Here is an 11,378-nt window from a genome sequence, read left to right as displayed (position 1 = left end):
AATGAGGGAGGAATGAATGGCTACCGTGAGTCAGATTACGAACAAGCGTCCAAAGTCCATCGGGCCGAAGACCTCGATTGCCAGCGCGGCCAAGACGATGCGCCAGGCGCGCGTGGGATCGCTCCTGGTCAAGAAGGGCAAGAAATTGGTGGGGATCGTGACGGATACCGATATCGTGCGGAGGGCCGTCGCGTCAGGAAAGCCGCTCGGAAAATTCACCGTCGAGAAGATCATGACGGCTCCGATTTGCACGATCGAGGGAAGCCAGTCGGTCGATGATGCGCAGGATATGATGGCGGACTTGGGTGTGCGCCATCTCGGCGTCACCAAGAACGGCGAGATCGCCGGCGTGGTCTCCGTGCGGGATCTGCTGCTGCACTACAAGCGCTACGCGCAATCGAAGATTTCGACGGATGTAACGTATGACGAACCGAAGATTACGCAGGACTAGGTAAACGTAAGGCGTGAAGCGTTAGGCGTACGGAGCAAAATTCCGGTGAAGCCGCGCCTCACGTCTTATCCCTTACGTCTCACGGTTATTTCGCGAGTTGCTGGAGCAGGTGGCCCAGTTCCGGTAGGATGAGCTTTTCCATCGCCAGGCGGACGGCATTTTCCGAGCCGGGGACGGAGAAGAGCACGCGGCCCTTGACGATGCCGGCGACGGCTCGGGTCATGATCGCCGGCGAACCGATCTCCTGATACGTCAGATAGCGAAAGATTTCACCGAATCCATCCAACCGCTTCTCCAACATTTCGGCGGCCGCTTCGTAGGTCGAATCACGCCGTGAGATTCCCGTACCGCCGTTGATGATGATCGCCTGGACTGCATCATTCACCGTCCCTTGGGCGATCCGAAACTGAATCTGTCCCGGCTCGTCCTTGACGATGTGATAGGCGACGACGGTATGGCCGTGTCCTTCGAGCAGTTTGTGAATCAGCCGGCCGCTGGTGTCGGTGTCCGGCGTGCGGGTATCGCTGCTCGTGATCACCATGGCCCCGATGGATCCAGGTGCTTGGGCTTTGTGTTCGTGATGGGTGGGTTCACTCATATCGTGTGCTCTCTGATGAACATGCAGGAATGCCGGGTGATAAATCAACCGTCAGTTCCACGAACAAATAGTCTCCTCTGCGCACACTGTCCGATTTAAGGCGTGACTGGTCCCTCCTGCAGTGATTACTTCCACGCCGCGTCGGGATTCAGTCGAGCAACCGGGGTTCCCTTCGCCACATGTTCATCGAGGATCGCGGCGACGTCGGCTTCGGTCACCTTGGAATACCAGGTGTTGTCCGGGTATACGACGACCGTCGGGCCTTGTTCGCAGGGGCCGAGGCAGCCTGTCGCGCTCACCAACACTTGGCCCGGTGGAACCGACCGCTGCATCAGCCCCATATTGAAGGCCATGAGCAGCTGCGCGGCACCCGCCGACCCGCATGATGGCTTGGGATGGCCCGGTGGCCTGGAATTGGTGCAGACGAGAATATGATATTGGGGCTTTGGCATGAGTTCTCCTTCAGCTAATCGAGCGACCGGCTGTCGGCATCAGCCGTCGGCTCAAACGTGAAATTGGTTCGCGAGTCATCGCTGAACGCGATCCTCCGTGCGATCGCGCATCACCGTGGCCGATAGCACTCCCATTGCTGGATCACTTCCTCCGGAAACTTCCACTGCTTGAGGCCCTTGATCACCCAGTCCAGATAGTGATCCTTCGGTTTGAACTTGCCGATCGGATTCGCTGCATAGGTGGTGACCAGTTCTTTTTCTCCGGTCTCGGTCGCAATGGTGACCTGCAGATGCCGGTAGGCGCCCTGAGGAACGTCTTGCTCAAATTGATCCATGATCTTCACGTCTTCATCCGTCAGTTCAAACAGCCCCCCCCAGGTCCTTTCACCTTGGGACGGCACGATACTGGCGAGCCCACATCGCCATTGCGCCGACCAGCGGCAAAATTTGACGGTATGGTCCGGCAGAGTCGCGAGGCCCAGAAATCTGTGTTCCGGGGCCCGCCGTTTAAGTTGTGAGGGATTGAGGAGATCGCCGTACAAGAAAAACTTCATGCATTCGACTCATCTGCCGCCGGCTGTGACAACGTGTGTTGGTACTTGTAACACACCGGCTTTTCACCAAACAAGCGGCCTTCGCCCCGTGCGTCGGGCGCGCATTGACATGATGTCCGAGCCTTCCTAAGATGCTTCAACCTGAGCGCTTCCGAACATGAATCATTTCGACGGAGACAATGCCCGTCATGACTGAGAGTGCCACCATCTCCCGATCGCTCGGCGCGCGTGTCGTCAACTATGCGGTCGTCGTTCTTCTGCTGCTGGCCGGACTGTACTATGCGTGGACCACGTTGCCGTCGGCGGCTCCACCGAGAGGGCAACAAGAGGCTGAAGCCTTGACCTTGGTCCAGAACCATCCTGCGATCGGACATCCCACGATCTTGCAAGCCATGACTGAACATGTCCGTATGATGAAGGAACGCGGGCAGGGGGTTCGGCTCGGAGAATGGCGCGTCAAGCACGTCGATGGAGATATCTTCGAAATCCGCGTGCAACTTCGCGATCAAGGTGTACATGGTCAATGGTTCGAGCGGGAGTTCATCTGGCATGCCCATCTTCAACTCAAGAAGGTCAACGCCGCCTCGTTGCCGGCGGACGGCGTGACCCCGAAAGCGGCCGATGCCGATGAGCGACCTGCTCCATCGCCACCGGGTCCGTCACAGAGTTAGATTGTCGGTGCTGGAAAGCGATGTTCTCCGATCGACGGTGCGGCAGCTGTCTCAAGCCGGCTCTCTGAGCGCCGGTGGTATGGCGATCTGAACTTCATCCCCTTGAATGCGCACCTCACAACGGGTGATTTGGAAGTTGGAGTTCCCGACTCGTTCGCCTGACATGACGCTGAATTTCCAGCCGTGCCAGGGACATTCGACGACGGGTCCGCAGAGCGTTCCTTCCCCAAGCGGACCGCCCGCGTGGGGACAGGTGTTGTCGACCGCATAAAACATTCCGTCCACGTTGAAGAGCGCAATCCAAATCCCGTCGATTTCGACGGTTCGTCCCGTGCCGGGTGGAATCTCGTGCGTGAAGGCTGCTTTGACGAAATCGTTCATCATGGTCATCTTTCCGGGGGTCCGCCGCATGCGGCATCAGATGGGCGCTTGCTTGATTTAACAGCCACCTTATGGCATAGAACTATCACCAAGTAGTCCTGCCCCGCGGACACGCTCCACGACCCTCTTGGAGGCCCCAATGGGGATGAGGTTTCTGCATGGAAATGACCCTCCTGCTGAACGCGACCTATGAACCCCTGCGGGTCGTGCATTGGCAAAAAGCGATCGCGCTTCTCTGGCAAGGAAAAGTCGAAGTGTTGGAGGTCTACGACCGCGAGATCCACGGAATCTCTCTGTCGATCAAACTTCCGGCCGTGATGCGGCTCTTGAAGCTGGTGAAGTTGAAGGACAGTCATCGCGCGGTCAAGTTTTCCCGTATCAATATTTTTACGCGAGACGGCTACTGTTGCCAATACTGCAATCACAGATTCCGAACCGAAGAACTGACGTTCGACCATGTCGTGCCCATCGCCAAAGGCGGAAAAAAGACATGGGAAAATATCGTGACCGCCTGCTGGCGCTGCAACAATCGTAAGAGCGGGCGGACTCCGGAAGAAGCCGGCATGCGGTTGAAAAAGCGGCCGGTGAAACCCCGGTGGAGCCCCGTCATTACCATCACCATCGGCATTCGCAACACGCCGGAAAGCTGGCGTGACTATCTGTACTGGAACATGGAGTTGGATGCGGATCCCGCCGACACGTGAGGGTCGTTCCCGGCTGAATCATCTGTGCTTCACATCCCGTGTCTTCACACACGTCCTGCTAGTTTGAAGCCTCGCCCTCACCTCTCCCGCCCGATCGAGAGCGCCGCATTATAACCAGGCCTCGATCAAAAGTGGAGTCGGGACATTCCGTCCAAAAGCCTCTTGCATGCCGAGGCACATTCTCGGATACTGGCCCCCTCAGTCGAAACGGGAGTACCATCATGGCTGCGAATCCTGGCTTTCCTCTTGTCCTGGACGTAAAAGGCTGGCTGGTCCTGGTGATCGGCGGCGATGAGGAGGCGGCGGAAAAATCCCAACGCCTGCTCGATTCCGGCGCGCGTGTGACGGTGATCAGTCCTACGTTGAATGAACCGCTGCGGCAGTTGGCGGCTTCGGGCAAGATCATCCATCGCGGCCGCCATTTTCGAGACGCGGACCTTGAACACGCCATTCTCATTCTCAACACGCTCCGAGGTGAGCGCGATTTCGCGCAGATGCTGTCGGCCAAAGCCAGGGAGAAGCGCGTGCTGCTCTGGTCGGTCGACTATCCGGAAGCGAGCAGTGTCACGATGCCGGCGGTGGTGGCGGCGGGACACGTCCGTGTGGCGATCAGTACAAGCGGGGTGGCTCCGGCCCTCTCCGGATTCATCAAGGAAGATCTGGAACACGTCCTCGATACCCAGTTCATCGAGTTCGTCGAGTGGGTCAGGCAATTGCGGGAGCAGGCCAAAGCGAACGAGCCGGATGCCGAGAAGCGGCGCGCGCTTCTCCATGACGCGTTGGACGGTTTCCGTTTGCTTGGCCGCGTGCAGTACCCCAAAGTCTGGCTGGAACGACGATCTCAAACGGTCACGAGCGCGCAACCGGAACTGGAAAAACAATAGGAGCAACGATGGTTCTACTGGAATTCAGCATGTCCCCGTTGGGAAAGACTGAAAGTGTTGGAAAATATGTGGCCCGTTCCCTCGACATCATCGATAAGAGCGGAGTGCCCTATCGCTTGAACCCGATGGGGACGGTCCTGGAGGGAGAATGGGAAGAGGTCTTCGGGGTCGTGCAGCAATGTTACGAGCGGATGAAGAAGGATTGTAACCGTATTTCCTGCACGATCAAAGTCGACTATCGAAAGGGCCATTCCGGTCGTCTCCAGAGTAAGGTCGCCAGCATCGAAAAGACGTTGAAACGACCGGTCAAACAATAGGGCGATGTGAGGCCTTCTCGTCTTGCAGGCAAACCGAGAAGGCCGACTCGTTCGGACAGGGTCTGGATGTTGAGATTTCTGTCCCATCTATAGACGTGCTCGCCTCCTCTGTCACAAGGAGGCGAGCCGTTGTGTTGAAAACATTCTCCTTCGTCTATATACTTCAATCCGTACGAGGTATTCCTATGGTGAAACTGCGCAGTCTCTCGGCGGTCAGTGATAGATCGCATTCCGAACCAGCCGTGTTCCTTCCAATGATCACGTTGTTTCAGAGAATGACGGCATGACAAGCAGCGCGACGGAGAGCGTCGAGGCCAAATCCCTACCGACGATGGAGCTTTTGCCCAAGGATCACACGATTCTTGAGCAGGGCGCGATGGTGTTTCGCCCGTTCGGTCTGGACGAACAGGGTCAGACGATCCGAGACCTCAGTGGGGTCAGCATTCGAGCGGTCACCGTCTTTCTGGAGAAGCTGGTGGCGTCCGAGCGGGGAGCGCCGGCGGGGAAAGAGGCCGTGGAGGAGTTGTGCCGTCTCTTGAATGATCGCATCAAGGACCCCGTCTACCATGTCACGCCGGAATTTTTGAAGAATCCCTGGAACAGCTACTCGTACGAATTCGCCTCCTATCTATATGAGTTCTGCGAGAGGATTTCCGGAGAGCAGCGGTTCGCGTTCAAAGCGGGCGCGGAAAAGGTGTCTCCGATCATGTTGGCGCTGACCCGGCCATTTTCCCTGTCCCAGATCTACACGATGTTTCCCTACTTCGGGAATAAGTTTACCTCCGGCTCCGTTGAATTCCGGGTGGTGGAAGTCACGAGCAGCACCGCTGTGGTGGCGATGCAGTTCACCGAGCGTACGCTTCGCCAATTCGGACTCTATCGGAGGCGGTGTGCCTGTCTGGTGTGTCAGTCGGCGCAAGGCATCATGGTCGCGATGGCGGATCGCATCCACGGTCTTTCCCAGGCGGAAGCGATGGAGACTTCGTGCATCGGCAATGATGATGAATGGTGCCAGTGGACCATTCGGTGGCAGGAAGATAAGGGGTATCGAAAACGATTCTGGCGGGCCGCGTCGCCGCTGGAACAGGCGCGGCCGACTCTCCCGAGCGGGCCGGCACCGGCCGAAGTAGCCAGTGAGCACAGCACCCATCCGGTGACCACCGGGCGTGTCATTCCCCCCACTCATGCGCCGAGGCATTTCGCATGGTTCCTGTGGGGAGGTCTGTCGGGTATCGCCCTCATGGCGGGGGTCGGCATCTTCAACCCGGCCGTTAGCCTCGGCGAGGTATTGCTGGTGGGAGTATGCCCTATCCTCGCGGTCGGTATCATCGTCAACCGACGGCTCCTCCGCGAGAGCGAGCGTCGCGAGGCCCTGATTCAGGAACAGATCTCGTTCGTCGAATCCCGCCATGAAGAATTGCGCGCGGCCTATTTGGAACAAGAACAGATGCGGGTGGAGTTGCGCCGAAAGGTGGCCCAGCTCACGGCCCTTCATCGAGCGGGACTCTCGTTCAACTCGACTTTTGAACGAGACGCGTTGCTGCATCAAGTCTTGGAAGCGCTCACGCACGAACTCAGCTACAACAGCGCCATGGTTTCCATGTTTGATCCCGTTGAAAATATCGTTCAGCACATCCGCGTTATCGGCGCGCCGCCGGAGGTTGAAGAATTCGCTCAATCCTGCCGCATCCCGATCAAGGATCCTGAGAGTCCCGAAGGGATGGTGGTCCTGCAAGGACGGCCGCTCTTGGTCAAGGATATCGAATCGATACGGCACAATCTGCATCCGCTCAATCAGCGATTGGCCGAACTGAGCAGAACCAAGGCCCTGGTCGTGGTGCCCATCAAGACCAAGGACCGACTGTGGGGCATGTTGACGGTCGATCGCTCACACAATCAAAGCGTGACTGAGGACGATTTGGAACTGATGACGACGGTCGCGAGTCAGGTCTCCATCGCGCTCGACAACGCCTCGGCCTACCAGCAGATCGAAGAGTGGAATGCGGGCTTGGAGCTCAAAGTGCGGGAGCGCACGGAAGCGCTGGAACGAGCCGATCGTCTGCGCGCGCAGTTCCTTTCGCACGTGTCACACGAACTGAGGACACCGCTCACGTCCATCAAAGGATTCATCCAGAATTTGCTGGACGGACTGACCGGGCCGTTGAACGAGAAGCAGCAGCGCTATCTCGTCCGGATGTCGGAGAACTCGGATCGGCTGGTGCGTATGATAGAAGATCTCCTCGACCGCACCCGGATCGAAACCGGTCGTTTGGAAATCCATCCCGCCAACGTCGACCTGGAGCCTTGCCTCGCCGACGTGATCGAACAGCTGAAACCGTTAGCTCATGTGAAACAGCAAACGTTGGAATTCTGTTGCACCGATTCCGACATCGTTGTCTGGGCGGATCGGGACCGTTTGATTCAGACCGTGGTGAATCTGGTGCAAAACGCCATCAAGTTCACTCCACCCGGTGGAAGCGTCATGGTGACTTGCGAACTGACCGATCACCGAAGAGCGACCGTGCTGGTTCGCGATACAGGCCCCGGCATCCCTTCCGTGCATCTCGACAAGATTTTTGACCCGTTCTTCCGCATTCAGGAGGGCCAACGCACCGGACCCAAGGGATTGGGGCTGGGGCTTTCCATCGTGAAAACGTTGGTGGAATTGCAAGGAGGGGACGTGACGGCCCGCAACCGCCCAACCGGCGGTGCAGAGCTTGCCTTCACCATTCCGATCTACACGGTCCAGACGCCGCTTGTGCTCGAATCGCATCTCGCGGGCCGGCAAATCCTGGTCGTGGATGATGACACCGACATTCAGCAACTGCTTCATGACCGATTGAGGGCAGGGGGGTACCTGACCTACTCCGCGTACGACGGTCGTCAGGCGTTGGATACCCTGCAAACACGGGAATTCGATGGGATGATTCTTGACATCGGGATCGGCCAGATCGACGGTCTGGAAGTGTTGCGACGAGTCCGCATGACAAATCAGGAACTCCCCATCATCATCATCACGGCATCCGGATCCCTTGAACTGGCGGTCAAGGCGATTGGAATGGGGGCTCAAGCCTACTTGCTCAAGCCGTTCGATGCCGGCGAACTTCAGCAGGCCATGGATCGTTGGTTCCAACGTGTGTGACCCGCAGACGACACGCGCTCTCGGTCATCGGACACGACCTGGAGGGCGTCGAAGCCGCTTCACCCTCAGCGATGTCAGGATTCTCTCGAGGTGGGCGCTCGCCCTTCTCACCTATGCCATCATCGTCTGCGGCGTTTCCCCTGTATCGGCCCAGGTCCCTCGTGTCTATGGACAAGGGGCGGCTGCGTCGGGCATGGGCAATGCCTTCGCGGCCCAGGCCGACAATGCGTCCGCCATTCATTACAACCCAGCCGGTATGACGCAGCTTCGCGGCGTGGAAATGATGGCGGGGGGAATACTTGTCGGAGGGACCACCGATTTCAGAAGTCCGGGTGGAGTCACGACAGTTGGAGATCATGATGGCGCGTTCGCATGGCCCGGTCCGGGTCATGGGTATATCACGGCGAATCTCCAGGACCTTGGTGTCTCCCTGTTTGGCAAACTGGCGGTAGGGATAGGAATCACGACACCATTCGGGTCGGTCATGCGGTGGCCTGACGACAGCCCATTTCGGGCCATCTCCACATTCAGCGCACTGCCGTTGTTCGACATCAAGCCGACGCTTGCCTATCAGCCCCACCCGGATTTTTCCATTGGAGCGGGGGCGGACATCTACACCTTTGCGAGTTTCTTTGGCGAGGGGCATGCCGAATTGCAGTCCGTCTCACCCGGTGGATTGGCACCCGCCGGAAGCAAGCTGGAATTTCACGGCAAAGACACGGCTCCCGGGTTCAACGTCGGCGCCTTGTATACGGCATTGCGAAATGAAAATGGACAGCCGGTTGCGAATCTGGCCGTGGTGTACAGAAGCCAGGCGACCCTTCATTTGGATGGAGCGTTGATGGCTAATGGCATCAAGGTTCAAGATGCCACCACGACGCTGGTGTTGCCCCAGGTGATCACCGGCGGAATCGCCTTGTGGCCGATTCGGAATGCCGAACGCGAATGGAAGCTCGAGTTGAATGTGGATTACGTCGGTTGGAAATCGGTCAGAAACTTAGATCTTCGGCGACCAGATGGAACGGCCATTCTTGAACAACCGCAAAACTGGAAGAGCACCTATGCCATTTTGGCCGGGACCGAGTATCGATGGCTCAAAGTCGATCGGTTGCCCGGCTGGGAGATAGCCGTGCGGGGCGGCTATACGAATCAGCAAGCGCAGGTGCCGGATCTCAATTTCAATCCGGGAGTACCATCGGCCGATCTCCATGTTATTTCAACAGGTATCGGGCTGCAGTGCAAAGGCAATGGGTCGTTCTTGGGATTGTTCTCCTGTGGTGGTTTGGGAATAGGATCCGTCAAAGCAAAATTTATCGGTGTGGATCTGTCGTACCAGGCGTTCCTCTATGAGCCGCGGACAATTTCAGGGAATACGGGGCTTCGCGCTGCCGTGAACGGACTGTACAATACGACGCTGCACGCCGGCGGGTTTTCCGTCCGCGTCGGTTTCTAGCCGTGACGCTTCCAACGTAAGCGCTGTGAGAAAAGGATCTAAGAGGAGAGGTAGATTCGTGGAATCTTCGGACTCATCGCACACAGCACTTCGTAGGGGATCGTTCCGGTCCATTCCGCAATATCACCGGCTGTGATCCGCTCGTTCTCCTGTCGCCCAATCAGTACTACTTCATCCCCGACGGCGGCGCTCAGGATGGTCGTGACATCCACCATCACCATATCCATGCAGACCAATCCCACGATGGAAGCCCGCTGTCCTCGGATAAGCACATGGCCTCGATTCGAGAGATGGCGGCTGATCCCGTCGGCGTAGCCAATGGGAAGGACGGCCACTCGGGTGACTTTCTTTGCAGTGAAGGTCCGATTGTAACTGACCGTTCCTCCCGGCGGGATGGTTCGGATCTGTGCGATACAGGTTCTGAGTGAGAGAACGGGTTTGAGGTCGGGAGCCTGAACGGAACGGGGAAGAGTATGATATCCATAGAGCATGATACCGGGACGAACGAGGGTAAAGTGGGCTGATGGAAAACGGACGGCTCCACAGCTATTGGATACATGGATGAGGGGAACGCGGAACCCTGCCCCGACCACGACCTTCAGAGCTCGGCTAAAGCGGCTGATCTGTTCCTCGGTCGCATCCGGAACGAGACCGTCGCTATCGGCCAGATGAGACATCAATCCTTCCAGTTGTAGAGAAGCGGGGACCTGACGGGCGCTGATCAGGGTGTCCAGTTCGTCCTGCGTCAGCCCCAACCGACCCATGCCGGTCTCGATCTTGAGATGGATCGGGTAGGGGACGGCACGGGCAGCCGCAGCGTGGCCGAATGCCATGAGCATGGAAAGATCGCTCACCACCGGAGTGAGTTGATGGGCAAAGAGGTCCCCAAATTGCTCTTTAAAAACCGGGCCTAGAACGACGATCGACACATTGATGCCGGCCTGCCGAAGCTCGATTCCCTCGTCGGTTGAGAAGACCGCAAGGCGAGTGACGCCATGCCGGATCAACGTGTGTGCCGCTTCAATCGCCCCATGGCCATAGGCATTCGCCTTGACGACCGCCAGGACATTGCATCCGGGAGAAAGAATCCGTCGAAATTGAGAAAGGTTATGGGCCAGTGCCGTCAGATCAATGGTGGCAACGGTCGGTTGGAAAGTCGATGGAATCGGCACGCGATGAAGAGAGAATCAGGAAGCCGGACTCAGACTTCCATGATTTCCTGTTCCTTTTTCTTGATCACGTCGTCGATCTTTTGCCCGTATTGCTCGATCAGCTTTTGAGTGTCCTGCTCGGCTTTGCGCAGTTCGTCCTCGGTAAGCTTCGCATCCTTTTGGAGTTTCTTCAACTCTTCGTTCGCTTCCCGCCGGAAGCTCCTGATCTGTACCTTCGTTTCTTCGCCGTGCTTCTTGCACACCTTGGTCAACTCTTTGCGGCGCTCTTCCGTCAGCGGTGGGAGTGGGACGCGAATCAACTTCCCGTCGTTCGACGGCGTGACACCCAATCCGGAAGAGGATATGGCCTTCTCGATTTCCTTGATCAGCTTCGGTTCCCAGGGTTGAATGGTGACCAGCCGTGCTTCCGGGGTGGCGATGTTGGCAACCTGCTTCAGCGGGGTCATGGTGCCGTAATAATCGACGCGGACTCCGTCGAAGAGGGCTACGGAAGCTCTTCCGGTGCGAAGGCCGGACAAATCTTTGCGCAGATGCTCGAGAGCTTGATCCATGCGGGCGATGAATGATTGTCGAACCGGGGCTGCATTGGACATGAGAGC

Annotated in this window: 13 protein-coding genes; 7 read left to right on the top strand and 6 right to left on the bottom strand. The window is 57.6% G+C overall.

All coding sequences use genetic code 11. From position 1 onward, the window contains the following. Positions 1-16 precede the first annotated feature (16 nt). Positions 17-451: a CBS domain-containing protein gene (locus H8K04_10325; protein UVT14263.1), complete on the top strand. Its 435-nt coding sequence runs from the start codon at positions 17-19 to the stop codon at positions 449-451. Positions 452-536: 85 nt separating this feature from the next. On the opposite strand, the gene H8K04_10320 is transcribed toward H8K04_10325, so the two are convergent. From H8K04_10320 to H8K04_10310, 3 genes are all read right to left on the bottom strand, one after another. Next, positions 537-1,049, bottom strand: a complete 513-nt coding sequence (locus H8K04_10320) for a MogA/MoaB family molybdenum cofactor biosynthesis protein (protein ID UVT14262.1) — start codon at positions 1,047-1,049, stop codon at positions 537-539. A 125-nt stretch (positions 1,050-1,174) separates the two neighbouring features. Then, positions 1,175-1,501: a (2Fe-2S) ferredoxin domain-containing protein gene (locus H8K04_10315; GenBank protein UVT14261.1), complete on the bottom strand. Its 327-nt coding sequence runs from the start codon at positions 1,499-1,501 to the stop codon at positions 1,175-1,177. A 110-nt stretch (positions 1,502-1,611) separates the two neighbouring features. Next, positions 1,612-2,055, bottom strand: coding sequence for a gamma-glutamylcyclotransferase (locus tag H8K04_10310; GenBank protein UVT14260.1), 444 nt, complete (start codon positions 2,053-2,055; stop codon positions 1,612-1,614). Positions 2,056-2,243: 188 nt separating this feature from the next. Between H8K04_10310 and H8K04_10305 the strand changes: the two genes are divergently transcribed. Next, positions 2,244-2,726: a hypothetical protein gene (locus H8K04_10305; protein UVT14259.1), complete on the top strand. Its 483-nt coding sequence runs from the start codon at positions 2,244-2,246 to the stop codon at positions 2,724-2,726. A 51-nt stretch (positions 2,727-2,777) separates the two neighbouring features. Here the strand turns inward: H8K04_10305 and H8K04_10300 are convergent, their stop codons facing one another. Continuing rightward, entirely contained in the window at positions 2,778-3,107 is a 330-nt protein-coding gene (locus H8K04_10300; protein ID UVT17942.1) for a Rieske 2Fe-2S domain-containing protein, read from the bottom strand. A gap of 158 nt (positions 3,108-3,265) precedes the next feature. On the opposite strand from H8K04_10300, the gene H8K04_10295 reads away from it, so the two are divergent. The 5 genes from H8K04_10295 (at position 3,266) to H8K04_10275 (ending at position 9,607) form a co-directional block, all read left to right on the top strand. Continuing rightward, positions 3,266-3,811, top strand: a complete 546-nt coding sequence (locus tag H8K04_10295) for an HNH endonuclease (GenBank protein ID UVT14258.1) — start codon at positions 3,266-3,268, stop codon at positions 3,809-3,811. Between the two features lie 221 nt (positions 3,812-4,032). After that, positions 4,033-4,695, top strand: a complete 663-nt coding sequence (locus H8K04_10290) for a bifunctional precorrin-2 dehydrogenase/sirohydrochlorin ferrochelatase (protein ID UVT14257.1) — start codon at positions 4,033-4,035, stop codon at positions 4,693-4,695. Between the two features lie 8 nt (positions 4,696-4,703). Continuing rightward, positions 4,704-5,012 (top strand): MTH1187 family thiamine-binding protein, encoded by a 309-nt coding sequence (locus H8K04_10285; protein ID UVT14256.1) that lies wholly within the window; start codon positions 4,704-4,706, stop codon positions 5,010-5,012. Positions 5,013-5,295: 283 nt separating this feature from the next. Then, positions 5,296-8,154, top strand: a complete 2,859-nt coding sequence (locus H8K04_10280) for a response regulator (GenBank protein ID UVT14255.1) — start codon at positions 5,296-5,298, stop codon at positions 8,152-8,154. Further along, positions 8,105-9,607, top strand: coding sequence for an outer membrane protein transport protein (locus tag H8K04_10275; GenBank protein ID UVT14254.1), 1,503 nt, complete (start codon positions 8,105-8,107; stop codon positions 9,605-9,607). The genes H8K04_10280 and H8K04_10275 overlap by 50 nt, the downstream gene beginning before the upstream one ends. A 38-nt stretch (positions 9,608-9,645) precedes the next feature. Here H8K04_10275 and alr read toward each other — a convergent pair whose 3' ends face one another. Both alr and frr read right to left on the bottom strand, forming a co-directional pair. Next, a complete protein-coding gene (gene alr, locus H8K04_10270; protein ID UVT14253.1) occupies positions 9,646-10,779 on the bottom strand; it encodes an alanine racemase in 1,134 nt (377 codons plus the stop codon). Positions 10,780-10,808: 29 nt separating this feature from the next. Then, complete coding sequence (gene frr, locus H8K04_10265) at positions 10,809-11,372, bottom strand: ribosome recycling factor (GenBank protein UVT14252.1); 564 nt, start codon at positions 11,370-11,372, stop codon at positions 10,809-10,811. Positions 11,373-11,378: the final 6 nt, after the last annotated feature.

Origin of the sequence: Nitrospira sp. (assembly GCA_024760525.1) — a bacterium.
In the GTDB taxonomy this organism is placed as follows: domain Bacteria; phylum Nitrospirota; class Nitrospiria; order Nitrospirales; family Nitrospiraceae; genus Nitrospira_D.
The sequence above is the reverse complement of the archived record's forward strand: the minus strand, read 5'-3'. Positions and strand labels throughout refer to the sequence as shown.

Excerpts from the sequence above, each read along its gene's own strand:
- H8K04_10325 (UVT14263.1), top strand. The coding sequence starts at position 17 with ATGGCTACCGTGAGTCAGATTACGAACAAGCGTCCAAAGTCCATCGGG.
- H8K04_10320 (UVT14262.1), bottom strand. The coding sequence starts at position 1,049 with ATGAGTGAACCCACCCATCACGAACACAAAGCCCAAGCACCTGGATCC.
- H8K04_10315 (UVT14261.1), bottom strand. The coding sequence starts at position 1,501 with ATGCCAAAGCCCCAATATCATATTCTCGTCTGCACCAATTCCAGGCCA.
- H8K04_10310 (UVT14260.1), bottom strand. The coding sequence starts at position 2,055 with ATGAAGTTTTTCTTGTACGGCGATCTCCTCAATCCCTCACAACTTAAA.
- H8K04_10305 (UVT14259.1), top strand. The coding sequence starts at position 2,244 with ATGACTGAGAGTGCCACCATCTCCCGATCGCTCGGCGCGCGTGTCGTC.
- H8K04_10300 (UVT17942.1), bottom strand. The coding sequence starts at position 3,107 with ATGAACGATTTCGTCAAAGCAGCCTTCACGCACGAGATTCCACCCGGC.
- H8K04_10295 (UVT14258.1), top strand. The coding sequence starts at position 3,266 with ATGGAAATGACCCTCCTGCTGAACGCGACCTATGAACCCCTGCGGGTC.
- H8K04_10290 (UVT14257.1), top strand. The coding sequence starts at position 4,033 with ATGGCTGCGAATCCTGGCTTTCCTCTTGTCCTGGACGTAAAAGGCTGG.
- H8K04_10285 (UVT14256.1), top strand. The coding sequence starts at position 4,704 with ATGGTTCTACTGGAATTCAGCATGTCCCCGTTGGGAAAGACTGAAAGT.
- H8K04_10280 (UVT14255.1), top strand. The coding sequence starts at position 5,296 with ATGACAAGCAGCGCGACGGAGAGCGTCGAGGCCAAATCCCTACCGACG.
- H8K04_10275 (UVT14254.1), top strand. The coding sequence starts at position 8,105 with ATGCCGGCGAACTTCAGCAGGCCATGGATCGTTGGTTCCAACGTGTGT.
- frr (UVT14252.1), bottom strand. The coding sequence starts at position 11,372 with ATGTCCAATGCAGCCCCGGTTCGACAATCATTCATCGCCCGCATGGAT.